A 25844-nucleotide genomic window follows, 5' to 3' on the forward strand; every position below is an offset into this window, starting at 1 on the left:
GCACGTCAGGGCCCGAAGTCGTACTGAGCGATGGCCAGCAGGTTCGTGGGGAAGAACGCCGCGATGTCCGACAGGGTCGAGAAGTTGTTGGCGATGTCCTGCAGCGTGAACCCGGCGGCTTCCATGACGTCGGGCCAGTCGTCGGACTTGACGATGGAGAGCGCGAACCACCGGAGTTCGTCGTACCAGTTGGGTGATTCGGTGTCGTCGGTGAACGCGTACGTGCCGTCGAGGCGCGAGAGGCTGACCTGCTTGCGCACGAGGATGGTGCCCTCGGTCGCATTGTCGAGCAGATCGTTCAGGGAGTCGCCGTCGTCGTCGGTCTCCGTGCGGACGGTGAGCGTCCCGGACCTGGCCGAGCGTGGCTTTCCCTGCACCACGATCCGGCCGTTGATGTTGAAGGTCGTGGCGTCGCGATCACGCTTCCACTCCAGTGGCGATTCGATCTTCACTGCGGCGCCGACGCCGCGGATCGCATCGGAGACGACGTCGCTGTCCACGGTCGACGTGATGGGGCCGGAGAAGACCGTCCACTGGGCACCCTGGACATCGGTCAGGACCGCCGCGTAGTTCAGGGCGATCCCGAACGGCTGCTCCGCATCCACACGCAGGAAGGACGACTGGCCGGTGACGTCGACGCCGCTGGCCGCCCTCACCGCGGCCAGATCGCTGCCGACCTGCCGGTACAGGGTGATGGTCGTGATGTCGTCCCCCGTCAGCCCGGTCGCGGAGACCAGGTTGCGGGGCGGGAACACGGATTGCGCCGTGGCGTTGACGTCGCTGCTGGCCTCGCGGATACGCATCACACCGGCGATGCCGGTGGATGCGCTCGCCAGAGTGGCCGTGATGGTGGGCGCCAGTGTGGCGGTGCCGGAGGACACCACACCGGAGGCTGTCGCGACGGTCGCACCGTTCCCGGTGGTGACCGCGTTGTCGGCGCGCTCGGTGACCGCGCCGAACGTGACACCGCTGACGGCGATCGCCTCGGCGGTGTAGCTGTCCGCGTTGGAGGCGACGCCGTACCCGATCAGCGCGAAGTCGCCGCTCTTCCAGGTGAGCGCCGTGGTGCCGGTCACGGAGAAAGCCGTGCCGCTCGTCTGGTCGTCGCCGAAGCTCGCGGCCCACCGCCAGCCGGTGCCTGCTGTACGGGCCACGCTGACGACGCGGCCGATGATGAGCGATCCGGACGACCCTGACGGGATCGCCGTGGTGGGGTTGGCGTCGCCACCCAGCAGGACGCGCGCGAAGAACGTCAGCCGCCGGGGGCCGGCGGACGCCCCGAAGGTGCCGCCGCCGCCCGAAGCGCTGCCCACCAGAGTCCACCCGGACGGGGTGGACGGAACCGAGTCGCTGGGATGCCCGGACACTACCTGCAGGACGGCCAGTTGCCCGGCCGACCCGGCCACCGCCGGAGTGATCGTGTCGGTGTGGGTCGACTGCGCGCCGGTCGAGCCGAAGGAGATCGTCATGTGCCGCTACGCCTCCCCACCCTCGCCCGGAAGGCCTGGTTGTTCTCGGAGGCCTTGATCTTCGGCTTGACCTGGACGTCTACGAGGTCCTTCAGCCGGTCGTCGTTGAAGTGGACGTGGACCTCGGTGCCCTGCTGGTTCTCCAGCGCGGTCGCGAACCGTTCCCACAGGGCGTCCTGCTGGCGGGCAGCACTGCTGCTGGTCGCTGCGGTCGGCACGTAGCGGCGGCGTACGGAGATGCCGGTCGCGGTGTCGGCCAGGCGTTGCGCGGAGGCGCCGACGAGGTGGCCGTGCATGTCCATGCCGTGGACCATGCCGAGGACGACCTGCTTGCCGACCTCGTCACGGAACACCACGGACGGCGACTTGATCTTCAGAGCCTTCTTGATCGACTTGACCAGGTCGGTGGCCAGCTTGTCGATCTGCTTCTGGAGATCCTTCTCCGTGGCCTTCAGACCTGCGAGGAAGCCCTCTCCGGCGTGCTTGCCGGTATCGAACATGAGATCGGCCATGTCCTTGCCGAAACTCGTCGCCAGCTTCCCGCCGGACGCCACCAGGCTGTTCAGCTTGGAGATGTCGCCGGTCGTGACGTTCTTCGCCCCGAGGACGGCAGCAAGCTGACTGCCCGGACCGGCATCGCTGAGCTGCTGGAGAAGGGCCTTCGACGCGCCGCGCGCCTTGAGGGATTTCGTCAGGGCCACGAAGCCCGACGCGGTCTTCTGCTGGCTGCCCATCTGGGAAAGGAGCGAACCGATGTCGGTCGCACCGGTGCCGCTGATCGACAGGAAGTCCGTGATGTTGGAGGCCTGGTCGGCGGCGTACGAGTTGGCCGCGGAGATCTGTGCCTGGACGGCAGCGCGCTTGTCGGCCAGCGACTGGAGCGTGCTGCCCTTCTTCTGGATGGAGGCGGCCGTCTTGTCGTAGCCGGCGTTCAGGAGCTTCGTCGCGAGGCTCTTCACGGCCGACGCGATCGCCGCCGAGGTACCCGTCTCTAGGGTCTTCAGCAGGCCGGTGGCGATCGTGTTCGAGATCGAAGTCTTCGCGGAACGCCGGGCGTTGGCGAGCGAGATGTTCGCCGCCTTGAGCTCCGCCTCCGCGGCCTTGAGCCGCTTCTCGGCCGCCGCGACGCCCTTGTGACGGCGCTTGGCACGCGCCACCGCGTCCTTGTCGTCCTCGACCTTCTCCTTGGCGCGGCGTGCGCGGTCGGCCGCGTTGCTGATGGTGCCGGACGCGTAGCCGGGGATCTTGATGCCGTGCGTCTTCGCGAACGCCAGCGAGTCCTTGTGCGACAGCACGTCCTCGCCGCCGCCGAAGTTCACCAGCTCCGCGCCCTTTTCGCCCACCCAGGCGAGGCCCTTGGCCGCGCCGCGCGTGCCCTCCGCGTACCAGTGCGGAGACCGCGACAGCCACTTGGAGTAGGCGTTCAGCGGGTTGCCGTACACCGACTTGATGTACGAGAGGCCCCACTTGATCTGGGTGGCAGCGTTCGTCTTCCAGTCCGAGCCGGCCGACCCCATCTTGCTGGCCGGCAGCGACTGAGGGATGCCGTACGCGCCACTGGACTTGTTGAGGGCGCGCTCGTTCCAGCCGCTCTCACCGTTCCACAGGCTCTTCAGCGCGGCCCACTGGGCGCCGGTCCAGCCCCGTGCCGCCGCCAGGGTCGCGCCGATCTTCTGGTTCGCCGAGGACCCGCCTCCGCTGCCGCCCAGACCGAGCAGGCCGAGGACATCGCCGCCCAGGCCTCCGAGCGCCTTGAGGGCCTTCCCGGGCAGCGCGGCGACGCTGACGAGGCCCTTCTTGACGATCGACCCGAGCGCCTTCGGCAGGGAGCCGAAGACCTTCTTCGCGATGGCCGACCCGCTGGTCTTGGCCATGCCCTTGATGAGGCCGGCGACGAGGTGGCCGCCGATGCTCATGAAAACCCGGCTGGGCGACCGGATGCCGAAGAAGTGCTTCACGGCGTTGACGACCGGATCGATGATCGTGTTCTTGATCCAGGAGCCGATGCCCTTCATCGTGCCGACGATCCCGGACTTGAAGCCGGAGATCAGCGCGGAGCCCTTGGACAGCAGCCACGACCCGGCCTTCGAGAACCCGGACCTGACCGGGCCGACGACGTGCGAGCCCATCCACGTCGCGATGCCCCTGGCGGCGCCCACGACACCCGACTTGAAGCCCGACACCAGCGCACTGCCCTTGGACAGCAGCCACGTGTTGGCTTTGAACATGCCGCTGGCGACGGGTACCAGGATGCGGTTGAAGATCCAGCCGCCGATCGCCTTGGCTCCGCTGCTCACCCCGCTCTTGAAGCCGCCCACGAGGGCGCTGCCCTTGGACAGCAGCCACGACCCGGCCTTCGAGAAGGCGTTGACGACCGGATCGATGACCCATTTCTTGCCGAAGGACCCGACGGCCCGACCGCCACGGGCGACACCGCTGCCGAATCCTTTCGCCAGGTCGGCACCCTTGTCGAGGAGCCAGCCGCCGGCCTTCGCGAAGGGCCGAACGATGATCTTCGTGAGATCGATGACCTTCTTCGTCAGCCACGCCGAAGCCGATTCGATGCCGGATCCGACGGCCCGCGGGATGAGTCCGGCGGTCGTACGCAGCCGACGCGCCGGGCCCATGATGAAGCGCTCCACGAGATCGCGGGCGATGCCCTCGGCGGCCGGCAGCGCCTCCCGGAAGCCCTTGGCGATGCCGCGCCCGATCGGCCCGAAGACCTTCCCGAGGCCCTTCTCGATCCAGCCGCCGGCCTTCCCCAGGCCCTTGAGCAGCGGCTCGAAGACCTTCAGGAAGGGGATGTGCTCGAAGACCTTCGCGAGGCCGCCCGCGAGCCGTCCGATCGGGATGATCGAGACGACCGCGATGATCGTGTCCAGCCAGTGCTTCTTCCAGAAGTCGAGGCTGAACAAGGGGTCGAACAGGCTGGTGATGAAGCCGATCGCGAGGGGGATCGCGGAGGCGCCGAAGCTCTTTCCGATCTCGACGAAGTCGAGGTCCGCGAAGATCTTGGCGATCTTCTTGGTGAAGTCCGCCGTGTGCTTCCCGACCCACCCGATGGCGTCTGCGAGGCCCTTCCCCAGGCGGTCCCCGAGCTTGTCCCACTTGATGCCGTCGATGCCGCCCTGGATGGCCGAGTGGATCTGGCTTCCCAGCTGCGCAGCCTCCGACTTCTTCGGCGCACCGGGCAGCAGGCCCTTCGGCACCGCCGGCGCCTTCAGCATCGGCGACGGCAGCACTGTGCCGCCCCTCGCGGGCAGCAGGCTCGCCGATGCCGGCAGTGGCTTCAGTACCGGAGCGGGCAGCACCGCCGTCTTCTGTGCCTTCTTCGAACCTCCGTCCAGGCCCGTGAAGAAGTCGCTGACCATCCCCTTGACGGTCGAGAGCCCCGAACTGATCTTGTCGACGGGGACGATGTCCCCCATGACCTGGCCGAAGTGCTGCGCCGCGGGCATGGCGTCGGCGGCCAGGAAATGCACGAAGTCCGTGACGTACGGGAGCACCTTGGTGCCCACCCGGACGCCCATGACCTCCAGGTTCGAGGTGAGCAGGTGCCATTGGGCCTCGGCGGTCTTCCGCTGCAGCTTGACCGCGTCGTCGAAGCGGCCCGTCGACTTGTTGATCTGCTCTTGCTTTTTCTCCAGGACGTCGAGGTTGTTGAGCATCAGGAGGATACCGGAGCTGGACCGGCCGCCGCCGAACGCCCGGGAGAGGATCTGCGACTGCTGAGAGGCGGACATGCCGCTCTTGTCGAGGTGGTCCTTCAGCAGCGTCAGTGCGCCGATGAGGCCGTCCTTGCCGCGCATCGCGTCCGCGAGCTGGAGGCCGGTCAGCCCGATCTTTCCGAGCTGCTTCTCGGCGGCCTTGGACGGGGCGCCGAGGAGGCTGAACGACATCCGCAGGCGGGTCGCGGCGCTGGCGCTGTCGATGCCCTCATCGGTCATCAGCGCCAGCGCGGCACCGACCTGCTTCATCGTCAGGCCGAAGGTCTTCGCGCTGGGGAGGATCCCGGTGCCGATGGCCGCGTTGAACTGATCCATCGACATGTTGCCGGCGCCGATGATGGCGTTCACCGTGCTCACGGCCTCGTGGAACGAGGTGGCGCCCTTGATCCCGGTGCGCCAGGCACCGGCCAAGGCGTTGGTCGTCTCTTCGAGATTCGCATGACCGACCGCTGCGAGGTCGGCGGCCTCCTTCTCCGCCTTCATCGCCTGGACGTTGTCCATGCCCACCGACTTGAGGTGGTACAAGGACGCGGCGAGCTGGTCCGGGCCCTGCTGCGTCGTCGTGCCCAGCTTCAGGACCTGGTCAGAGAGGTCCTTGACGTCCTTCTGGGTGCCGCCCGCCTGGGTCGAGATGCGGGTCATCTCCGACTGGAAGCGGCTCGCGTCCTTGATCGAAACGGCGAGCCCGGCCGCCATCGCGCCGCCCGCGATGGCGGCGGTCTTGGCGAGCTTGCCGAGGATCTTGTCCGTACCGCCGGCGGCCCGGCCAACTGTGTTGAAGGTGCGGGAGGCCGCATCGCGGGCAATGAGGGTGTAGATGATGCCCGTGGACGACATCCCCATGACGCCTCCCCTCAACTGCTGGGTGGGTCACGTCAGTTGCGTCCGGACTCGGCGGCTTCCCTGTCTGCTGCCTCGCGGTCTTCAGCCTCGATGCGGTAGAAGATCTCCCACTCGGTCAGCTCGTGGGCGCTGATCCGTCGGAGGAGCTCGGCTCGGGTGCAGCCGAGGGCTCGGGCGAGGATGAACTGGAATCGCCGTCCGCTGCCGGCGTCTCGGAGTTTCCCTCCATCGCCTCCTGCTCCTCGTTGCTGAGGCCGGACAGGCGCGCGGCAACGTCGTACAGCCGGTCGAGGACCTTGCCGTTCTTCCTGCCGAGATCGCCGGCGTCCTGGTCGGTGAACAGGCGCGCGCCGTGCTCGTCGACGAGGCACTTCACCAGCAGGCTGGCGCGCGCGTTGTCCTGGACGAAGATCAGCTCCTGCTGGGGCGTTCCGGCGTGGCGGAACTGGCGGCGGCTCGCCTGGTAAGCGTCGAGCTCCTCGCCCGTGAGGCCGCGGATGATGACCTCGTCGCCCCACTCGGGAACAGGGACCTTCTCCAGCTGGACGTCGTCGACGGCGAGGATGCCGTCCCGGGACAGGGTCATGGTGCTCCTAGCTGATGTCTCTGGTGATGCCGGTCAGGACGCGGCTCACGGCCTGACGGGACAGTGGGCCGGCAACGCGGACGGTCTTGTAGAAGTAGGGCTCCCGGCCCTGGTTGACCCAGTTCTCGCGGTTGCCGTAGACGGGGTGGCGCCAGCGCTTGGTGCCCTCGACCATCGCGGGCAGCGACTTCATGTGGGCGGGCATCTTGCGGCCGTCGACGCGGAGCGCGACTCCGGCTTCCTTGCCCGCTGTCTTGATCTCCAGGCGGGTCGCCTTGGACAGCTGGCCGCGCAGGCCGTCGGCGCTGTAGCTGCGGCCGGACGGGATGGCGCGGATCGCCGTCCGGACCTTCGGCACGAGCGGACGGGCTGCGGATCGCAGTTCCTTGCGGAACCGCTTCTTGATCTCCGGGCTGTCCATGCGGCGCAGCTCGCGGCTGATGCGCCGCAAGTCGTCACCGTGGCGCAGTTGGATCGACATCCCCTGCCTCCTCGCCGAATCGGACGAAGATCCGGTGCGTCGCAGGGCCGCGGCCGTCGGACAGTCGCTGTCCGTCGCTGTCCGTCGCGAGGAATGTGACGTACAGGCCGTAGGTCCCGAACTCCAGTCCCCGCACGGAACTCGGCTCCAGGCCAAGGGAATGGCATATGGCCCAGGCGACTGGACGCGGGATCGACTCGGGAACGTCGGGCACGCTCACGGGACGGTGATGTTCTCGACCGGGATGCTCGTGACCGAGAACTGGATCATGATCGTGGCCGGGTTCTCGACGTCCCGGCTCTTCGGCTGGCCCGTGACTTTGACGGGGAAAACGTCGTACTTCAGACCCGCGGTGTCGCCCTCGGGGAAGATTGTGATGAAGCCTGCGGTGTCGCGCGGAAGCAGCGTGCGCACGTCGGCCGATGTCGACGACATGTACAGCGTCAGGGAGCTGTCGTCCGCGGTGATGCGGCCCGGGATCTTGGACACGAAGCGCGAGCCGAGGTCCGGGGTGTCCTGCTGGTCGGAGCTCGTCGCGAAGCCGGACACGGCCGAGATCTCCGCCGTCAGGTCGGAGCCGGCGTTCAGCTCGGAGCGGGTCGGCGCGGCCTTGTTCGCGATGGACGGCACCCAGTAGTAGCGCGTGGTGCCGGGCGGGATGTACCGCGAGGTCGGGGTGATCGGCGTGGCCACCATGTCAGTTCTCCTCCGTCGACTTGGGCTTCGCGCGGGTGCGCGACGGCTTGGTGGGCATATCCGCCGGCTCCGACTGCTCCGGCTCGGTCGCGGCCTGCTGCTCGGCTGCCTCGGCAGCGGTGGCGTCTTCCGGCTCGGCCGCGGTTCCGGCCTCCTGCCGGGCGGCTTCCTCGGCTGCGGCGGCTTCGGCCTGCGCCTTCAGCTCGGCCCGGTGCTCCAGTTCCTCGGCGGGCACCATCTGCCAGCCCGCGCCCGTGTAGTGCGGAACGGAGTCCTTGGGGACCTCGATCTCCTGGTCGGCCGGCAGCGTCGGGTGCCGCATGGCGACGGTTTCGCTCACGGGACCCTCACCACCGCGACCGTCACGCCGGAGGTGACGGAGTAGGTGGCCGTGGCCAGGCCGGTGGTCGGGTCCGCGTACAGGGAGGCGATCAGCGGGATGAGGCCGATGCCGGTATTGGCGCCGACACTGAACGTGCTGTCGGCGATGGCGAGGCGGCCGTCGATCTGCCCGGGCGTCGCCAGGGTGACCACGCACGCTGCGGCGTTGGTGTTCTTGACGTAGAGGAAGGTCCCGGAACCGCATGGAGCGGTGTCGCCATTCGTGGCGGCCACCGGGAGGGCTCCGATGTCGAGCCCCACGTTGGGCACGACGTTGGCTGCGAGCGCGGTCATCCGCATACTCCTGTTCTGGATTGACCCAACGGGCGGAGAAGAGGGGGCCGTCCGCGCTTAGCGGGTGTAGGAGTCGCAGTCGACGGTGAACGTGACGGCGGCCTGGGCGCCCTGGTCGGTCTGGTACTGCGTCAGCGAGTGCGAGCCGACCAGGGCCCGCATCACGGATCCGTTCAGGGTCCGGTTCGCTGCGATCGCGACTGCCGCCGCGCCGAACAGCTCGTACGCCCGTGCCCTCGCGGCGGGCATGTCGGTACTGCCGCGGGTGACGGCAACCACGCAACGGATGGAGAACTGCTCGCGGTCCGGGCCGAGGCCTTCGGTGGCGGTGACCGCATCGACGTCGGCTTCGCCGTCGGTGCCGGTGTAACCGACGGACACGACTTCCAGGACGCGCGCCTGGGAGACGGACGGCCCGTCGCGGACCGTCACGTCCTGGAGGCCGTCGGCCGTCGTGAACGTGGCGACCAGGGCGTCGAGCGCAGCCGGGACCTTCGACTGCCAGACCGGGGCCGTCATGCGATCCCCGGGAGCTGGGTGTCGAGCAGCTCCAGGGCACGGTGCGGGATGGCATAGCCGCGGCCCGGCGCGAGAACCTCGCCATCGCCGCCGAGCCGGACGCCCATGGTGCCGCGCTGTGTCTCCCACAGGTGCTGGAGGATGATGAGCCCGGCCAGCCGGTAGTCCTCCGGGATGATCGTGAGCCCTGCCTCGTAGGTCACGTCGACGACGTCAGTGAGGGCCGGGCCCGAGACGACCGTGACGTAGCCGGTGTCCGTGTCCGCTTCCAGGGCTGCTGTGTTCCAGGTCGTGAGGCCGTCGGCCGAGACGACCGAGACCAGGTCCAGCAGGGGAACGTGCCTCATCAGCAGCTGGTCGACCGCTCCGGACAGGTAGAACCGGTCGGTGTACGTGCGGCGGACCACCGTACGGCCGAGCGCTCGCTCGACGGCCCGGGTCGCAGCCGCGATGAAGATGCGCAGCTCGTCGTCGTCACCGGTCTCCGTCGGGCCCATGTTCACCTGCTTGCGGGCGTCGGCGAGGGACACGATGCCTTCGGCGGTTGCGGCCTGGACGTCGAAGACGTCCGCATACGCGGTCGTCGGCCCGGTGGTGACGAGCCGCCACACGTGCCGGCCGGCCTGGACGGTCACGTAATCGACGCGGACCTGCCCGGTGGTCGTCGGCGTCGGCACGCTGGGGCTGACCGTCGAACCGTCCGGCAGGATGATCGTGAGCGTCGCGCCGTCCGGGTTTGCGGGGGCGCCCGAGGCGTCGGCGACATCGACGGCTACCTGGTAGACGGCTCCGAGGTCGATCACTGGGCTCCTCCCCTCGCTGTCGGCGCGGTGGGCTCTCCGCGGTGTGCCTGGGGGCCGCGCGGGTCTCCGCGCTGTGCCCGGGGGGTGGCTCCTGCTGCCGCATGTGCCGTGCCGCGCACCACTGCGCCGTCGACCTGGCCGGATGCGTGCAGTCCGACGGTGATGATGATTTGGCCGCCGGATGCGGTCCCGGTCGCTCCGGATGCGGTAAGGGCGGCCGTCGCGGCCAGTGCCGTGTCGAGGCGGCGGCCGACCGCACCTGCCGCGGTCAGGGCCGCAGTTGCGGTGAGTGCCGTATCGCCCGCGGTGCCTCGTACTCCGCTCGCGGCCAGTGAGGCCGTGGCGGTCAGTGACGCGTCGCCGGTTGTGGCCCGCAGTCCTGACGCGGTCAGCACTGCGGTCGCGGTGAGTGCGGCATCACCTGAAGTGGAGCGCAGGCCGGATGCGGACAGTGTGGCGGTGGCGGTCAGTGACGCGTCGCCCGTGGTGCCGGACGTGACGTCCGCCGCAGCAAAGTCGTCGAACCTGAGCACGTTCGACGACTCGGCGCGAAGGCCTACGCCGGTTCCGGTGGTGACGGCCGTGTTGGTGACGGTGACGCGTGCGACGCCGTTGACGTAGCCCGTGATGGTGCTGCCGACAGCCGTGATCTTGGCGACGTCTCCCGCCACGGCTGCCCCGGCAAAGGAGCCCAGGGAGGTGAACGAGCTACCGACGTTCGAGAAGAGCACCCACGAGGTGCCGTCGTTGCGCCACAGATAACCGCTGGTGAAGCCGGAACCAGTGTTGGCGCGGCAGAACACGCCGTGGGAGACGGCCCCGGTGGCCGCGATGGCCACCTGGGCGCTGTTGTCGTTGGTGGCCATCGCGGTGGCGGCACGGATGATGATCGTGCCGCCCGCAGTGCCTGATGAGAGCTGCTGGGAGACGATCGTCCAGAGACCGGACGAATCAACCCAGTTGGCGCCGGGGGCACCGTCGCCGCGGTTGAAGTTGTCGGTGAAGGTCGTCACGTCACCTCCCGCCCTTGCCGACGGGGCCGATGCGCGTTACGCGGCCTGTGGCGTCAGGCCGACGCCCAGGGTCTTCAGCGTGAAGGTGTCACCGGACGCCCACGGCTTCGACAGGGACAGGGCGATGGAGAGCTCGAAGGTGCCGCCGCTGGACGCGGTCCACACCGAGATGTGAGTGAGCGTCTCGGAGGTGCCGCCGTTCGTCCACGGACCGACGTCGGCGCTGAGCGCGAGCGCTGAACCGCCCGACGAGGCGCTGAGGGTGGCCGCGATACGGGTCGACGACCCGGCGGCCACCGCGGTCGTCCCGGCAGCACCCGGGCTCGCCGTGTGCAGCTGCACGAATGTGGCAACCGGCCCGAAGGCGGCGCCAGCCGAGCGGAGCGTGTTCAGCAGGTTGGAGACCAGCGTCGCGCTCAGGCCCTCAGCCATCGGTCACCTCCGCCTCGTCGTCGGAGGCGTCACTCTCCGGCTGCTCGGCTGCCGGGGTGACCTCACCGGAGGCCTCCAGCGTGAACACGAACACCTGCTCTTCCACGGCTACTTGCTCTCGCCCTGCGGCTTCGCGGACGCTCGCTTGGCGGCAGTCCTCTTGGCCGCCGGAGCTGGCGCCTTCGTCTCCGACACCTCGGCCGACTCGTCGCCCTCCGTCGCCTCGCCGTCCGCAGACGGCTCGTCACCTCCGGCCGCCTCGGGCTCGGGCGTGGCGTCGCCAGTGGGACCTTCCGATTCCGCCCCGGGTGCCACGGCGCCAGCCGTCTCTTTGGTCAGCCCACTCCGTGACTCGATGCCCGAGTCGTCGGGCACGGCCTTCTCGACGTCCTTCTCGGAGTCCTTGACCGGCGAGGCGAGCCCTGACGCGCAGAGCTGGGCCCCTTCGTCGTCGGGCAGCTCGATGGTCTCGCCGCGCTTGGGCCACGGAACGCCGTTGCGGGAGCCGGAGATGTCTCCCGTGATTCGGACCTTCACTGTCCTGTCCCTCCTGTGATCAGCGCGGCGTCCCGCATTGCGGCGAGCGCGCTGGTGAGCGCCGTACGGACCTGGGTGTCGATGGTGGATCCGCCGGACGGGTCGGCGATGGCGGGGCCCTGGCAGAGCTGGTTGGTGGGCCCGTTGAGCGTGAACTGCGGGCCAGCCGTGCCGCCGGCGATGATGCCCACCCGGCGCAGCACGCCGAGGATGGAGATGATCGTCGGCCGGGCAACGTCGTCGATCGTGACTCCGCCCGTGGGGTCGGCGATGGCCGGCTGCAGAGTGATCTGCGCGGTGGCCGCGTTGAACGAGTGGCCGACGTTCAGGCCCGTCCCGCCGCCCAGGACGCCTGCGGCGCGGAGCGCGGCGAGGAGTGAGACGGCCGCGGCCCGGGCCTGCGTGTCGGCCGTGGCACCCCCGGACGGGTCGGTGACGGCCGCACCGTGCACCCACTGGCCGGTCGCCTGGTTGAGCTGCTTCGGCTGAGGCATCTTGGTCTCCTTCGGATGAGGGGCCGCACCGTGCGGACGGCGCGGCCCCTGTCCGCGGTCGTCAGCTCGCGCCGCCGACGAACGTCTTCACGGCGCCGGTGAGGTCGACGAGGGCACCGTCCGCGCGCATCAGCGCCCGGAAGGTGACCATGTCGCTGTTGAACGCGAACTCGTCGGAGCGCTCGAAGCGGATGCCGCCGCCCGCCAGGCGGACGAAGTACTGCGACATGTCGCCGAAGATCAGGGCCTTGGCGCTGAGCGCGACCGCCGCGACGTTGGGATCCATCAGCACGGGCTTGCCGAGGATCATGTCCGGGGCGCCCGCCTGGAGGCCCGGCTGCCACAGGTACTGGCCTGTCGAGTCCTTCAGCTTCCGCAGGGCGGCGATGGAGGAGTCCGCCATCATCCACACCGCGGCCGTGGAGCGCCGGTACGGGGCGATCACGCTGAAGAACAGGTCGATGACGTTGTCCGACGTGAACGCGCCGGTCACGCCCGTACCGCCGGTCACGCCCGTGGTCGCGTCGGTGACGACACCGCGGGGCTGGCCGGTGCCGGTGCCGGTGATGGCGTGCGCGCCGAACGCGTTGCCCAGCGCGCGGCCGGCCTGCATGGCGAGGTAGCCCTCCAGGTCGACCCCCGTGTCGTCCAGGAGCTCGCGGGAGACCTGGATGAGTGCGCCGTACTTGTAGGCGCCGAGGGAGATCTGGCCGAAGGTCGGCTCCGAGGTGCCGATCGTGCCGCCCTCGGTGACGATCGCGCCCGAGCTGTGCGCGGTGGTCTTCGGGACCTGGATGGTCTCGCCAGAGTCGGTGTTCAGGACGGTCGCCCCGGACTGGAGGATCGCGCTGGTCTGGATCAGGTGCGCGATCAGCCGGTCGTAGAACGACGTCGGGACCGTGTTTCCGCCTGCCGTGGCCGAACCCTTGGTGAGGCTACGGAAGTCGATCGGCCCCGCCGGCTTGACGTCGAAGAACCGGCCGCCGGACTCGCCGCGCATCCACGCGCGCAGCTCGCCCTGGTCCTGCGGCGCCTGCCCGGCCTGGCCGCCGCCCTGACGCTGACCGCCGCCCTGGCCGCCCGCACCGGAACTTCCGCCCTGGCCCCCGGACAGCCGGTCGAAGGCTGCGTCCGCGTCCTTGGACCGCTGCGCGGTGTCGATCGCGCTCTTGATGCGCGCGTCGAGCTTGTCGAGCTCCTCGTTCAGGGCATCCCACGTGCCCTGCTCTTCGGCGGAGAAGGCGCGGTTCTCCTCGGCCGCCTTGTCCGCGAGGCCCTTGGCCTGCTCCCACACGTTGCCGCGGCGCTCGCGCAGCCGCTGGATCATGTCCGACATGGATGGACTCCCGTCCGATCGAATCGATCTCGACCGGGAGCCCTCGCGGTCCCGCACCCCTGTGGGGTGCCGGCGGCCGGCGCCTGTGCGCAACCGGCGGTCCGCTGATCCCTCTCCGTGTCACACGCGGTCCGTTGTGTGCTTGGCCGCACCCAGCGCGGACGCCGACCGGGATTGCCCAAGTCGGTGCCGTGGCGGCGCGGTTACGCGGTCCAGGACGGTCGTGCCGCCCCCTTGGCGGGGGTCTTGGTGGTGCAGGTGCGTACGCGGACCGGACGGGTCAGGCGTACGGGTCTTCCTTGCGCGCCAGCAGCTGTGCTGCGGCGGCCGGGCCGAACATGCCCTTCTTCACGGGCTTCGGCTTGCCTCGGTCGTCCGTGCGGACGAAGAACTTACGCAGCTCGTCGGCCTGCGCCATCGAGCGGACCTCTTCGAACTCGACCTCGAACCGGGAGGCCAGCGACCGCAGTCCGGCTGAGGTGTCGTTGTAGGCGGGGGTGTTGACCGGGGCGACGTCGACGAGCTGGACGCCGGTGAGGCGCCGCAGCGGGTAGCCCTGGTCGGTGGTCGTCCAGTCGTCGCTGACGGTGCGGAACGCGAACGAGCTCTTGCGGACGTCGCCGCGCTCGACGAGCTCGACGACGTAGCCCATCGCCTTGGGCGGAAGCACGTCGTACGCCAGCCCGTACTGGTCGAGGGACATGCGCAGGGTGCCGGCCGCGGTGGTGCCGAGCAGCTGGTTGTCGTCGTGGTTGTAGCGGGCGATGACGTCCGGCCAGCCGTCGCCGCGGCTCTGGTTGAACGCGATCGGGTCGACGACCTCGATGAAGCCGCCGAGGTTCTTGGACTGCCGGTTGAAGCTGGCCGCGTAGCCGCCGATGCGCTTCTCGCCGTTGTCGGCGCGCAGTTCGGCCTTTCCGGTATCGCCGGAGGTGTACCGGCGTTCGATCTCCACAGTGCCCTCCAGCGGGGTGGATGTGTCCTGGTCAGCCATGCTGCTGTCCTCTCCCCGGGACGAGCCGCAGCCGGGGATCTTGGTCGTCGCTGCGGATCGTCGGCGGGGCGATCTTGACGCCAGCCGCGATCGGCAGCGGCGTGTAGTCCTGGCCCTGGCCGTCGGGCAGCGGCGCCAGGTTCTCCCTGTTGCGGATCTCGTCGACGTTCATGCCGCCGATGAGACGCGCCTTCTCGTAGATCCCCCACCGGGTCAGCGGGTCCAGGCGGATCAGTGCGTCGGCGTCGAAGCGCACGCACTGGCCGCGCGGGGTGAGCATCGACAGATGCGATTCGACCTTGCTCATCCACGGCAGCAGGGTCAGCTGGATCAGCTCGATCTCGCGCTGCTCCGGGCTGCTGTAGGACATCGAACCGCCGGTCTCGCCGCCGATCAGCTCCGGCGGGACGCCGTAGATCGCGCCGAGCTGGGTCGCGCCGAGCTTCAGCGTGGCGATGAACTGCGCCTCGTACGCGGGCACGGTGATGGCCGTGTAGTCCCAGTCAGCGCCGTGCACGATCGGCTGCCGGGACCGGATCGCATCGACCAGTCGCGCCTTGATGACGGCAGCGTCCTTCTGGTCGACCGTCTTGCTGTTGTTCTTGAAGGTCCCTGGCGGCACGCCACCGGTGGCGTGCCAGGCCTCCATGTACTCCTGGGCGGCCAGGTTGGTGTTCGCCATCGAGGCGAACGCGCCGATGGGCGACAGGCCGAGGATCTTTCCGGGGAGCGTGAACCAGGGGATGTGCACGATGTCGTCGGGGTCGACCCTGTTGCCCAGGACGTACCAGATCGGGTTGACGAAGCTGCCCTCGCCGTACGGCATCGAGTCGACGACCTGGACCCAGTCCATCGGCAGCCACTCGACCTGCGTCGGGTACTCGTAGTAGTCCCGGGCGGTCACGTAGCCGACGGCATTGCCCCGGTAGACCATCGACAGGACGGCCCGCCAGATCCAGTCGTTGAGGTTGCCCTGCGTCGACGGGCTCGCGAACAGGGAACTGAGCGGCAAGCGCTGGACCGTGTCGCCGGTTTCCCGGAACTGGCGCAGCGGCGCCGCCGCCAGGTTGCTCGCCAGCAGCCGGCCGGCCGCGTACACGGGCGCCAGGCGCAGAACGCGCTCGATGCTGACGGACGACGAGCCGGAGGGGCCGCCCTGGTTCCAGGGCACCGAGGTGATGGCGCGCTTCTCGATCGCGGACCGCGACTCGACACCGACGAGCCATGCGCCGGCATCGCGGAAGCCGCGCACTGCGAGGCCGAGACGGCGCCCCCAGGTGGCGCGCGCTGTCGCGCGCCAGGTCCGCGGCGCGTGGCCGCGCGCGTCCATCCAGGTGTCGCCGACGAGGACGGGGCCGCCGTCGTCCGAGGACCGGGACGGCTTGCGCCGGGGCCGCAGCTTCACGCGATCGCCTACCAATCCTCGTCGTCGGGTTCGTAGTTGGCGATCCAGAAGCCGATCCGGCGGCGCATCCTGTCGATGCGCTCGGCGCGGGCGATGCGCCAGCGGGTGCGCCACGGCAGCGGTGTCGGCGTGTACGGCGGCGGCGGTTCCATGCCGGGCGGCAGCGGGAGACCGGCGTCGAGCAACTGCTCCGCGCTGACCGGTACATAGGCGCCGAGCTTCTTCGCCGTGAGCTGCTGGTCGTCCACGCGCGTGCCCCCTCTCAGGTGTCAGTGGGGCCGTCTGTGGGGGTCTGTGGCTGTCAGAAGACGGAGCCGAGGAGGTCGTATTCGGCTTCTGACAGGAGGTGGGAGCGAGTCTCGAACGACCACCGGGCGACGGACAGGGCGACGAGCGGGCTGATGTCGCAGTCGGCGCCGTTGGCCGTCCACGCGATGGTGTCGCCGGACGTCTTGGTCCTCGCGCCGGCGACCGCGACGTCGAGGTGCCGCGCGGGCACGACCCGGAAGGCGGCCTCGCGTACGCCGTCGAGGATCTGCCCGGCAGCCGCCGCCATGTCGATCGCGTTCGTGACGGCCAGGTCGCCCCGCTGCGGGGCCTCCGGATCTTCCGGCTTCGCGAACCCGGCCTTGTCGAGTTCGGTCTCCAGGTACGCGAAGGTGCCGCGGCCCATTCCGACGGCGACGGGTTCCAGTGCTTCGCGGAGTTCGACCAGGCGCGGGATGACCCACTTCGAGCCGGGCCGGTAGTCGGCGAGCTGGGCGTGGCCGAGGCCGTCCTCCCGGAGGCCGTAGACGACGATCGCGCCGTAGTCCCGCAGGGGCGAGAGGTCGATGCCGAGGGCGATGCCGCCCTTGCGCCGCGAGTTCGGGTCCGCGAGGACAGCCCACAGTGCGGGGTCGATGACGACGTTGCCCTGTGTCTGCCGCGGCCAGACGCCGAGGATCTCGCGCGCGAAGCCGCGGTCCGACATGCCGCGGCGGTCGCGGAGTGTGGCCTGCTCGGTGACGCGGATGCCGTACGCGGGGTTGGTCGCCGCCCACAGCACACGGTCGTCCAGATCGATGTCGTCCAGGTGGTCAAGGTCGCCTTCGGCGCCCCAGTCCCGGTATCCGAGCGAGTCGTCCCCTCCGGTATCGGCTCGCTTGCGGAGCATGAACATCGGCTCGCCGCTGTCGCCGTCGAGCGGAGGCGAACTCGTGTAGATGATCTGCGGGTTGGGGCGGGCCCGCATCGTCGGCATGAGCGCTTCCTGCTGCAGCAGGGTGTACGCGAACGCCTCGTCGATGATGACCAGGTCGCCGGAGAACCCACGGCCCGATCCTTTCGACCTGGCCACGAACTTGACCCGGGCGCCGGTGTCGAGCCGCTCGAAGGACTCTTCCCCGTTGGTGTTGCTGATCTTGATCCGAATACCGTCGTACTCGATCAAGTTCTCGTTGTTGCCGACCTGCTTGCCGAGCCGCCGCAGCAGAGTACGGAAGCGCCGGAACGCCTCCATCGCGGTCTTGTACTCGTGCGCCGACCACAGGATCAGCTGCTCGCCGAGGAGCAGGAACCCGGCGAGCACCCGGGCTTCGAGGATCGCGCCCTTGCCGTTCTGGCGCGCCACCAGCTCGGCGTACTCGAAGCACGCCCACTTCCTGTCGGCCTTGCACGCCAGCAGCAAATCGATTGCGTCGCACTGCCACGGATCCAGATTCAGGCCAGCCCGGGCGGCGAGGTCGCGCGCTTCCGGCCCGAACGTGTACGCGTACGGCGGGTGCAGCTCAACTCTCGGCTTGCTTGCGCGCGATACGGGCAGTGAGGTCGGAGACACCCGATCCCTCCCCCTCGGCGCTCGGAGCGGGCGGGAAACCGACCTGACCCTGTCGAATCTCCGCGATCACCGTACGAAGAGCGCCCTGTTGCTGTCGCGCCTCCGCCAATACCCCCGAAATATCTGGGAGTTCTTCTCCGTCACCCTTGACCTGCGGAGATCCACGCAGGATCATCGAGTTGAGGACATCGAGCCGGTCACTGATCCGGCAGGCCTCCTCCAGCAGCACCAGGTGCGCCGGAGTGAGTTGCCAGACCTCGACGGTCTCCCGCCAGAGCCGCGCACCGCGCCCGCCCAGACCGTCCGGAACTTCCGCTCCCAATGTGAGCCCCTCCATGATCATCGACCCCTGTGAAAAACAGCGGGGGGAGAGGGAGGGTCAGGTGGGGGCGGGGTCAGTCACCACATGATCAAAAAAACCGGTTCATGATCAACTTCCACGTTTCCGCAGGTCAGAGGCTTGCGGCGTCGATCGTGAACGTCGGGCGTGGCCGCTGCGCGGCCCTGACCTGGTTGTTTCGGATGGTGTTGCATCTCCGGTGGGCCAGCCTGCAGTTCGTCCGGTCGAGGGGAGCTCCTCCGAGCCAGAGCGGGAGGACGTGGTCGACGGTGCGTCCCATGGGGTGCGTGGTGCCGGGCAGGGACTGGTCGACCCATGCGTGGCACCACCAGCAGTGGGTCTCCTCGGCGAAGACCTTGCTCTGAAGTCGTCGCCATGGCCGGCCGCTTCGCGCCTGCTTGGTCCTGCGCTCGATGTCCTGCTCAGTGAGCTGTGCCATGAGCAGGAGCAGTAGCAGGTGCAGGCAGAGGGTGCCCCGCCTCGTCGTACCACTCCAGGTAGAGCAGGGAGACGGTGCTCTCTCCGTCTTGCCAACTGCACTGCCAGACAGGGCAGACCCTGGCTGCACCAGGCGGTGCAGTGGGGTGGTGCAGGTAGTACGTGCACCAGAGGGGGTTGCTACTGGTGTCCTTGCCCACGATGGTGGCGGGGTCCAGGAGGTGGGCGTGGGCCTCGAATGCGTCGGCCAGTTCGGTGCTCACCGCGACCTTGATAGGCATCGCCACCACCCCCACATGCCGGAGCCCGGCGCTATGGCCGGGCTCGGATAGGGCGCACTGTGCAGGTTGGGCGGTGAGACCTGCGGGACAGCGATGCCAACGTCTCACAGAATGAGCGCGCGATCTTCTCATGTCAAGCACTTGCAGGTCAGGCCTCTTGACAGATGGCAGACTGCGACTGTGAAGGGCGGAGGACTTGGGCAATGTCGGCCAGGTCCCAAAGTGCGAGCGCTTGGCCACGTACAGGGTTAGGCCGGGAGCCGGCCGGGGCTATGCCGCGGCGGCGCGCCCAGTCACGGAACTGCCTGGGCGTCTTACCGAGGGAGTAGGCGGCCATCTCGGTGGTGACGAGGGGCCGACCGTCACGTCCGGTGCGTGCAATATTCACAGGTTGATTGTGCCGCCCGTTCCACCCACGTCGCACAGTGCTTGACGTGAGCCCTGATTTGGACATTATCTTTGAGATCATCAGGAAGTACGGTTTCCGAGTTCAATCGGGCCATGAACAACTGACCGATGTCCAATCCTCTGGCATCGCGAAGATTTGCACCCCTCAGGTCGGCACCCCCAAGAGTGACCCGGTCCATCCGTGTTTTGTCCAGACGTGCACTTACTAGGCTTGCACCATCGAGATGTGCATCCCGCATGTCCACACCGCTCAGTACCGCCCTATGCATACTCGCGCTCGCAAGACTGGTTTTCTGCAGGTTGGCGGCGGATAGATCTACAAAGTCCAGACATGCGAAGGACAGGTTAAGTCCAGCAAGTTCTGCAACACGAAGTTGCACACCTGCCAGATTCACTTGGTTCCGTTCTGGATGCCTGGCCCTTCGTCCGATGACGGAGACTGCTGCCTGTACTGACGTCTTCGCTACGAAGTCACGCTCCGCAGCCTCACTTTCTTGCTCGCTTTTCTTCTTAGCCTCCTGCCGCACGAAGGCTGCAAGGACTTCCAGGATGGTGTTGTGATCCCTTTCGGAGTCCCACATGATGCGTTCGAGTGAGTAGATAGCCCCCAGTTGTTGGGTGGGGTTTTCCGAGGACAACAGCTTGATCGCTTCAACGAATCTTTCGGTTACCTGACCTTCACGGGTAAGTTGGGCCTGTTCACGGTCTTTCTCGCGAGTGTGCTCGAACAATGCTTCGGTCTGCTTGTGGTTCTTGTGTGTATACCAAAGCCCAGTACCGCCGATGATTCCAGCCACGACAGCAATCAGCATGGTTCGGAAACCGGTGATAATGATCCCGGCCGACGGCGCAAGCTTGTTGTCGCGCACGTGATCGCCTTCGAACAGCCACGGCCCCCAGATCAGTGCGGCGAGGAACAAGGTGCCCCCGGCGATACCCGCGCTCCACTTCAGTGTTCGCTTCATCTTCGGCTTCATGGCAGCGCTCAGCCTTGCCAGACGGTGTAGACGGCGCGAACGGCCTTGGCCACGGCGGGAATCCCGGTCCACTCCTCGCGGTAGCTCATGCCGGTCGGGAGGTTGTCGGGGACGTTGTCGGAGGACCCGGTGTCGCCGCCCACTACGTTCCCTTTCGCGTCGTACAGGACGACCTGCTGGGTGACGCCGCCGGCGACGGTGCCCTTGGTGCTGTTGGTGACCTTCACGGTGAGGTTGTAGGAGTCCGAGGCGTCGGTGTTGGTGTCTTCGTGGCCCTGCTTCAGCGTGAGTTCGCCGGTCTTGAGCATCGGCTCGTCGACGGCGCCGGCCTGTCCGAAGGCGTTCTTCGCCTGTGAGATCTGGACCTTCACCGGGGTGCCGGTCAGCTTGGTGTCGAAGGCTCCGCCGCCGCCCAGGTAGCCGAAGTAGTCGAAGGTGGCGCCGGCCGGGATGTTCGGGAGGACGGCCTGGTTGGAGCCGACGATGGTGCCGGTCTTGTCGAGGGCGCGGGCGTCCAGAGCGATGGAGGCTTCGGAGCTCCCAGGATTCTTGACGTGGGCGACGTACCAGACCTGCGGCTCGTCGAAGAAGGTGCCGGTGTGGCTCCAGGCCAGCTGTACGGTCGCCGTCGCGGCGGCGGCCTTGCTCGGCTTGTTGAGCGCGCTGCTGGCGGCCGACGGTTTGTCGCTGCTGCCGCACCCGGCGACCGCTAGGGCCCCGATCGTCACGGCGACGGACAAGCTGACGGTACGTCTCATCTGATTCCCCCCAGGTGTGTTACTGCTGGGCGGGATGCTCCCACTGGCCTCATAGGGGGTCAAATGGATCTAGGCATCGCGTAGTTGAGATGCGACGAAGCCCCGCACGGTGGCGGGGCTTCGTCTATCTGTGAGCGGGGCAGCAGGGGCCACTCTTCAGGCTTGTCGCAGCCTCGCCGGTTCGTAGGCCCGTGGGCCGGTCCGGCAACCCATCCCTTCGCGCCACCCCTTATTGGGAATCCTCGGGGTGCTGCTCAGCTTCCCACGTGCTGCGGAATTCCTCCGCCTGCATCGGCGTGATCTCTTCGCCGTCGAGCAGCCAGCGTGATCTACCGGGGATGTAGTGGTCGCGGAAGTTGGTTTCGGCGCCACCCACGTTGACTCGCGACGTCTCCTCGACCAGGCGGCCGTCGCAGAAGGTCGGATTGCTGGGCATGCGCATCCTCCCGGTGTTTGTGGGCGGGCCGGGGTTCTACCCCTCCCGGGCGCACGGGTTCGCGCGGCCCGCCCGGAACGCGGGCGGTGTACGGCCGCCCGGTACGCCTGCCCTCTTCGAGGGCTCGGCGTCAGCGTACGCCGCTGCCTGGCGCATCCACGGAGGGTCAGGCGTCGAAGCGCGACGGCCGGGTGCCCTCATGGTGGGTGCGGCGCCAGGCGTTGTGGAGTCGTCGGCCGCGGCGGAGCTGCCAGCGTTCGCCGTTGCAGCGAGGGCAGACGACGGTGACGCCGCGGTGTTCGGTCTTGCCAGTGCCGGAGCATCGGCGGCAGCGTCTGAACGGCTGGGTGAGGCATAACAGTGCGTAGCAGATGGGTGTGGTGGCGAGGATGAGGCAAGCGGGGAGCACGGGGCGTCGTGTCCTTCCGGGGTGGGGTTTCCGTACCCCGGGCAGTGCTGCCGCTAGGTACGAGTATGCAGGTGGGAGCGGTCTTCAGCCGCTAGCGGGGGTGCTAGGCCTAGCAGGGGCCTGTGCTAGGCCCAGCACCTGTTTTTGATCTACGCGGCGATGCGGTCGGCGTCACGGCGTGTGATCGCTGCGGTGATGTCGGTGCGGCGGATTCCGCGGCGGGTGGTGCTCTCGCCGTCGTCGGTCTGCGCCCAAACATCGGTGGTGGCGATGCCCCACGGCTTCAGTGCGGGGGCGACGCTGGTGGTGGTCCACTCGCCGTACAGGTCGGGCCAGGAGGCGGCGAGGCGGGTGGCGATGCGTTCGCACCAGAGCTGTTCCTCGTCGGGGTGGAAGATCTTGAGGACGTCGCCGAGGATGTCCATGCCCCGGGACGCAGAGGGTCCTTCGCCGATGGCGTGGCCGGTGATGTTGCCGTAGTCCTCGCGGAGTTTCCGGGCGCGGGCGACGACGAGTTCGGCGGCCGGGCCGTCGACGAACGCGGACGCCACGATGAGCGGGTCGTCGCCCTCGCCGGCCATCCAGCAGATGCCCCGGTCAGAGCGGGAGAACATCGTCGCCCTGATCCCGGCCTTGTAGGCGCCGGTGCCGAGGACCATGTCGTTGGCGGTGTGGCCCATGACCTTGAGGCAGAACCTGAGGACGGCATTCGCGGAGATGCCGGGCGGCAGGCTCTTGGCGTCGGGCCGCTGGGTGGCGAAGATCCCGATGATGCCGAGGGCGGGGCCGCGCTTGGTGATGTCGGTGCAGATGGACTCCAGTTCGGCCCCGTACTTCTCGTGCTCGAAGGGGATCTGGCACTCGTCGGCGCCGACGACGATCGGGTGCAGGCCGAGGGCCTTGTCGTTGGCGAGGGCCGGGGTGACCTTCGACTCGGGGCAGCGAGAGCGCGGGAGGCTGCGGATCACCTTGGCGCGGCGGCGGAGTTCCTCCTTGAGCTCGCGCAGGGCGTGCAGGACGTACTCGATGTCTTCGTCGTCCTCGCCGGACCGGTAGCGGTGGGAGACGGGTTCGAGGGGGCCGAGGTCGCCGGTGCCCTTGAAGTCGAACGCGAGGATCTGCGAGCGCGGGTCGAGGGCGGAGATGAGCAGCAGCAGGCGGAGCAGGAACGTCTTGCCCATGCGGGGGATGGAGCCGATGACGACGGAGGCGAACATCAGCGTGACGACGATGTCCCTCATCCGCTGGTCGTTGCCGAACACGACCGGCTTGAAGAGGTCGACCTGGCCGTCCTTCAGGAGGGGCCAGGGCGGCTTCGTGGTCTCGTTCATGGGCCGGTCGCCGACCCACAGAATGAGGCGCCCCTCGTGCTCGCCGGGGTCACCGGACGGCCACACGCAGCCGAGTTTGCGGCGCAGGCCGGAGGCGAGGGACTGCCGGGCCTCCATGACGTCCTCGGGGACGACGCCGTAAGGGAGGTCGAGGTCGGCCCGGTAGCCGGGGCCGTCGCGGCAGATCTCGGAGGTGAAGTGCATGCCGTTCATGTCGCCGCCCTTCTTGATGGCGGCGGAGATCTTCTGGTTGCCGATCGCGTCCAGGGCGCGCAGCACGATCGAACCGGTGAGCTTCTGGAGCTCGGTGCGCATCACGGCCGGCCCGATGACGGGCGCGTCGGGCTGCTGGCCGAAGTAGCCGAGGGCGAGGACGCCTCCGGCCGCGAACGCGTACAGGAAGACGGGGGCCATGACGTACAGCCAGAGGGCGAAGCCGACGCCGAGCACTGCGGCGACGACGGTGACGAGCCCGCGGAGCCTGACCCGGTTCGCGCGGAGCCGGGCCAGGGTCATGTACTCGGCGACGTCCTCCTGGCGGACGGCGAAGTCCCGCAGCGGGGCGGCTTCGCGGTCCCACAGCCAGCGGTTCGTGTCGGCGGCGAAGCGGCAGGCGCCGCGCGGCGCCATGAGGGTGAGCTGCGTGGCGTACCAGGGGGTGCGCAGCCCGTGGTAGACGGTGGCGTACCAGGCGTGGCCGGCCGCACGGGACACGGTGGCCGCGAAGTCGCGGCGACTGCGCAGCCACGGCGTGAGGATCGGGCGCCGTTTCTCGGTGGTGACGCCGGGCTCCGGGAGGGCCGGGTTGTCGACCGGTACCGGGACGGGCGTCTCGTCGTCGGGCGCGGGGGCCGCTGACGGGACGGTGTCCTGCGCGGGCCGTTCGATGGTCTCGGTCATGCTGGGGGTTCCTGCTCCTTGCTGGGGCTGGGAGGCCCGGGCGCGGCCGTCGGCTTGGGGGCCGAGGGCCGCGCCCGGGGCGCAGCTACCGGTACGTGTTCAGCTCGCGTTCGAGGCGGCGCGCGGCGGCCTCGTGGGCGTGCATCTCGCGGCGGGCCTCGGCACGGGCGCTGCCCCTGCTGGCGCGCATGGCCGCCTTCGCGCTCGCGGCATCACTGCGGGTCTTCGCCAGCTGCTCGCGGAGCGCCTGGGCTTCGCGCTCGCCGCGTTCGGCGGCCCGCTCCTCGATACGGACGGCCTCGGCCTTCACCCGCGGATCGATGGTGTCGACGTTTCGGTCGCCGGCGAACGACTGCTTCGCCGCCTTGACGACGAGGTAGGCCAGGCGCAGCTTCTCGCCGCGGGTGTACGAGCTGCGCACGGTCAGGACACCGTTCCGTCCGTGGGCAGTTCGGGCAGCGGCTCCGGGAGGACGGCTGCGATGGCGGCGTAGGACTGCGCGACTTCAGCCCACAGGCGGCCGGCTGCGGTGAGCGGTTCGACCTTGCGTCGGAAGTCCTCGTCGCGGGCGTACCTCTCGGCGTCCCGGGCGAGGGCCTCGGCCCGGGCGGTGGCGTTCCACGCGAGGCGGACGTACTGGTCTTGGGTGGTGTTCTGCATGGGATTCCCCCTGGTCAGCGTCGGGTGAGGTCGCGCCACATCGAGCGCAGGACGAGCAGGCAGGCGGTGGCACAGGTCGCGCCGACGGCGGCGGCGACGGCCGCCACGGCGAAGGCCACGGCCAGGAAGCAGGCGACGCAGCCGCCGAGGATGGCCAAGCAGCCGATCGTCCACCACTTCTTCGCGTTGAACTCGGCCTGCGGTGGCTGGTGTTGGCAGACGGGCGGCTGGGAGCGGGTCAGCTGCTGGACGTGCAGGGCGGCGGCGATGAGCTTCAGCTGTGCCGTGTTGTCTGCGGCCTCGACCGCCTGGCGAGCGGCCTCGGACAGCGGATCACTCACCGGCGCCCCTGGGAGCGCCAGCCGGAGTGCGCCAGCCGTACGGCGACGATGGCCACGGTGGCGAGCGCCAAGAGCGGTGGCTGCGACAGAAGATGCGCCACACCGGCCAGCAGGAACATCGTCGTGATGGCGACGAGCTGTCCCAGGCCGACGGCGAAGGCGGGCCAGACGGACGCGGCGACGGTCAGAAGGATCGCGACCACCCAGAGGAGGAAGCGCACGGCTACCACTCCCCCAGCTGGCGCATGTGGCGCGCGCCGGGGCTATGCGACGCATGGGCGTCGCTCCTACGATCAAGCATGTCCTGCCCTTGTGACTTGGGAGTTGAAGGGTGGGAGGCCCCGGCCGACGGCGTGGAGGTTGTCGGTCGGGGCCGTTGTGCGTAGACAGCGCGGGCTGCCCCTCACCACTGTAGGGGGGTACCTACAGTTAGGGAAAGCCCGCCCGGCGAAGGGATCGGGTGTGCCGGATGTACCGAAGGAGGCTCAGCGGGTGTTGGACACCATGGCGGGGCTCGACCAGATCGCGGATCCTGTCGAGCGGGCACGGGCCATGACCGTCGTCCTCGACGGCCTCAAGGGGCTGGCCGAGCTGCGCGGCGAAGTCGTGGTGGAGCTGCTCGCGCGCCCTGGCGCATCACTGCGCACCGTGGGCGACGACATCGGGCTGCATCACACCACGGTGCGCTCCATCAGGGACAGCCACCTGCGCAGGCTGGAGCGAGACGGCACGTAG

At 68.7% G+C, this 25844-nt stretch carries 30 protein-coding genes; 1 reads left to right on the plus strand and 29 read right to left on the minus strand.

All coding sequences use genetic code 11. From position 1 onward, the window contains the following. Window positions 1-5: 5 nt before the first annotated feature. From OC490_RS21855 to OC490_RS22000, 29 genes are all read right to left on the minus strand, one after another. Entirely contained in the window at window positions 6-1469 is a 1464-nt protein-coding gene (locus OC490_RS21855; RefSeq protein WP_262059661.1) for a hypothetical protein, read from the minus strand. Further along, window positions 1466-6040 (minus strand): phage tail tape measure protein, encoded by a 4575-nt coding sequence (locus OC490_RS21860; protein ID WP_262059662.1) that lies wholly within the window; start codon window positions 6038-6040, stop codon window positions 1466-1468. The genes OC490_RS21855 and OC490_RS21860 overlap by 4 nt, the downstream gene beginning before the upstream one ends. Window positions 6041-6155: 115 nt before the next feature. After that, a complete protein-coding gene (locus OC490_RS21865; RefSeq protein ID WP_262059663.1) occupies window positions 6156-6626 on the minus strand; it encodes a phage tail assembly chaperone in 471 nt (156 codons plus the stop codon). 7 nt (window positions 6627-6633) lie between these two features. Next, the gene (locus OC490_RS21870) at window positions 6634-7107 is read right to left on the minus strand and encodes a hypothetical protein (RefSeq protein WP_262059664.1); all 474 of its coding nucleotides are present in this window, start codon (window positions 7105-7107) and stop codon (window positions 6634-6636) included. Window positions 7108-7323: 216 nt separating this feature from the next. After that, on the minus strand, window positions 7324-7803 hold the full coding sequence (locus tag OC490_RS21875) for a hypothetical protein (protein WP_262059665.1): 480 nt from the start codon (window positions 7801-7803) through the stop codon (window positions 7324-7326). 1 nt (window position 7804) lies between these two features. Further along, window positions 7805-8143: a hypothetical protein gene (locus OC490_RS21880; RefSeq protein ID WP_262059666.1), complete on the minus strand. Its 339-nt coding sequence runs from the start codon at window positions 8141-8143 to the stop codon at window positions 7805-7807. Then, the gene (locus OC490_RS21885) at window positions 8140-8478 is read right to left on the minus strand and encodes a hypothetical protein (RefSeq protein ID WP_262059667.1); all 339 of its coding nucleotides are present in this window, start codon (window positions 8476-8478) and stop codon (window positions 8140-8142) included. Before OC490_RS21885 ends, OC490_RS21880 begins: the two co-directional genes overlap by 4 nt. Window positions 8479-8535: 57 nt before the next feature. Beyond that, on the minus strand, window positions 8536-8997 hold the full coding sequence (locus tag OC490_RS21890) for a hypothetical protein (protein WP_262059668.1): 462 nt from the start codon (window positions 8995-8997) through the stop codon (window positions 8536-8538). Further along, on the minus strand, window positions 8994-9800 hold the full coding sequence (locus OC490_RS21895; protein ID WP_262059669.1) for a hypothetical protein: 807 nt from the start codon (window positions 9798-9800) through the stop codon (window positions 8994-8996). The genes OC490_RS21890 and OC490_RS21895 overlap by 4 nt, the downstream gene beginning before the upstream one ends. Continuing rightward, entirely contained in the window at window positions 9797-10813 is a 1017-nt protein-coding gene (locus OC490_RS21900) for a hypothetical protein (protein ID WP_262059670.1), read from the minus strand. The genes OC490_RS21895 and OC490_RS21900 overlap by 4 nt, the downstream gene beginning before the upstream one ends. A gap of 36 nt (window positions 10814-10849) precedes the next feature. Continuing rightward, the gene (locus OC490_RS21905) at window positions 10850-11245 is read right to left on the minus strand and encodes a hypothetical protein (protein WP_262059671.1); all 396 of its coding nucleotides are present in this window, start codon (window positions 11243-11245) and stop codon (window positions 10850-10852) included. A 108-nt stretch (window positions 11246-11353) separates the two neighbouring features. Further along, window positions 11354-11782, minus strand: coding sequence for a hypothetical protein (locus OC490_RS21910; protein WP_262059672.1), 429 nt, complete (start codon window positions 11780-11782; stop codon window positions 11354-11356). Next, complete coding sequence (locus tag OC490_RS21915) at window positions 11779-12276, minus strand: hypothetical protein (RefSeq protein WP_262059673.1); 498 nt, start codon at window positions 12274-12276, stop codon at window positions 11779-11781. The genes OC490_RS21910 and OC490_RS21915 overlap by 4 nt, the downstream gene beginning before the upstream one ends. A 61-nt stretch (window positions 12277-12337) precedes the next feature. Then, window positions 12338-13612 (minus strand): phage major capsid protein, encoded by a 1275-nt coding sequence (locus OC490_RS21920; protein WP_262059674.1) that lies wholly within the window; start codon window positions 13610-13612, stop codon window positions 12338-12340. 280 nt (window positions 13613-13892) lie between these two features. Further along, window positions 13893-14606 carry an HK97 family phage prohead protease gene (locus tag OC490_RS21925; RefSeq protein WP_262059675.1) on the minus strand — a complete coding sequence of 238 codons (714 nt, stop codon included), beginning with the start codon at window positions 14604-14606 and terminating at the stop codon, window positions 13893-13895. Further along, a complete protein-coding gene (locus tag OC490_RS21930) occupies window positions 14599-16011 on the minus strand; it encodes a phage portal protein (RefSeq protein ID WP_262059676.1) in 1413 nt (470 codons plus the stop codon). Before OC490_RS21930 ends, OC490_RS21925 begins: the two co-directional genes overlap by 8 nt. 8 nt (window positions 16012-16019) lie before the next feature. After that, window positions 16020-16259, minus strand: coding sequence for a hypothetical protein (locus OC490_RS21935; protein ID WP_262059677.1), 240 nt, complete (start codon window positions 16257-16259; stop codon window positions 16020-16022). A 53-nt stretch (window positions 16260-16312) separates the two neighbouring features. After that, complete coding sequence (locus tag OC490_RS21940; RefSeq protein ID WP_262059678.1) at window positions 16313-17830, minus strand: hypothetical protein; 1518 nt, start codon at window positions 17828-17830, stop codon at window positions 16313-16315. After that, window positions 17781-18173: a hypothetical protein gene (locus OC490_RS21945; protein WP_262059679.1), complete on the minus strand. Its 393-nt coding sequence runs from the start codon at window positions 18171-18173 to the stop codon at window positions 17781-17783. Before OC490_RS21945 ends, OC490_RS21940 begins: the two co-directional genes overlap by 50 nt. A gap of 109 nt (window positions 18174-18282) precedes the next feature. After that, on the minus strand, window positions 18283-18609 hold the full coding sequence (locus OC490_RS21950; RefSeq protein WP_262059680.1) for an HNH endonuclease: 327 nt from the start codon (window positions 18607-18609) through the stop codon (window positions 18283-18285). Next, a complete protein-coding gene (locus OC490_RS21955; RefSeq protein WP_262059681.1) occupies window positions 18593-18889 on the minus strand; it encodes a hypothetical protein in 297 nt (98 codons plus the stop codon). The genes OC490_RS21950 and OC490_RS21955 overlap by 17 nt, the downstream gene beginning before the upstream one ends. Window positions 18890-19251: 362 nt before the next feature. Beyond that, on the minus strand, window positions 19252-20274 hold the full coding sequence (locus tag OC490_RS21960; protein WP_262059682.1) for a pentapeptide repeat-containing protein: 1023 nt from the start codon (window positions 20272-20274) through the stop codon (window positions 19252-19254). An 8-nt stretch (window positions 20275-20282) separates the two neighbouring features. Continuing rightward, a complete protein-coding gene (locus OC490_RS21965) occupies window positions 20283-21032 on the minus strand; it encodes a hypothetical protein (RefSeq protein WP_262059683.1) in 750 nt (249 codons plus the stop codon). A 229-nt stretch (window positions 21033-21261) separates the two neighbouring features. Next, window positions 21262-21468, minus strand: a complete 207-nt coding sequence (locus OC490_RS21970) for a hypothetical protein (RefSeq protein WP_262059684.1) — start codon at window positions 21466-21468, stop codon at window positions 21262-21264. A 558-nt stretch (window positions 21469-22026) separates the two neighbouring features. Then, window positions 22027-24108: a cell division protein FtsK gene (locus OC490_RS21980; protein WP_262059686.1), complete on the minus strand. Its 2082-nt coding sequence runs from the start codon at window positions 24106-24108 to the stop codon at window positions 22027-22029. Between the two features lie 85 nt (window positions 24109-24193). Continuing rightward, a complete protein-coding gene (locus tag OC490_RS21985; protein WP_262059687.1) occupies window positions 24194-24529 on the minus strand; it encodes a DUF6257 family protein in 336 nt (111 codons plus the stop codon). A 2-nt stretch (window positions 24530-24531) separates the two neighbouring features. Continuing rightward, window positions 24532-24768 carry a hypothetical protein gene (locus OC490_RS21990; protein ID WP_262059688.1) on the minus strand — a complete coding sequence of 79 codons (237 nt, stop codon included), beginning with the start codon at window positions 24766-24768 and terminating at the stop codon, window positions 24532-24534. 14 nt (window positions 24769-24782) lie between these two features. Then, a complete protein-coding gene (locus OC490_RS21995) occupies window positions 24783-25109 on the minus strand; it encodes a hypothetical protein (protein WP_262059689.1) in 327 nt (108 codons plus the stop codon). Beyond that, window positions 25106-25330: a hypothetical protein gene (locus OC490_RS22000; protein WP_262059690.1), complete on the minus strand. Its 225-nt coding sequence runs from the start codon at window positions 25328-25330 to the stop codon at window positions 25106-25108. Before OC490_RS22000 ends, OC490_RS21995 begins: the two co-directional genes overlap by 4 nt. Window positions 25331-25571: 241 nt before the next feature. Here OC490_RS22000 and OC490_RS22005 point away from each other — a divergent pair, with 241 nt between their 5' ends. Then, window positions 25572-25844, plus strand: coding sequence for a hypothetical protein (locus OC490_RS22005; protein ID WP_262059691.1), 273 nt, complete (start codon window positions 25572-25574; stop codon window positions 25842-25844).

It is taken from the genome of Streptomyces sp. STR69 (assembly GCF_024519455.1).
Lineage (GTDB): Bacteria > Actinomycetota > Actinomycetes > Streptomycetales > Streptomycetaceae > Streptomyces.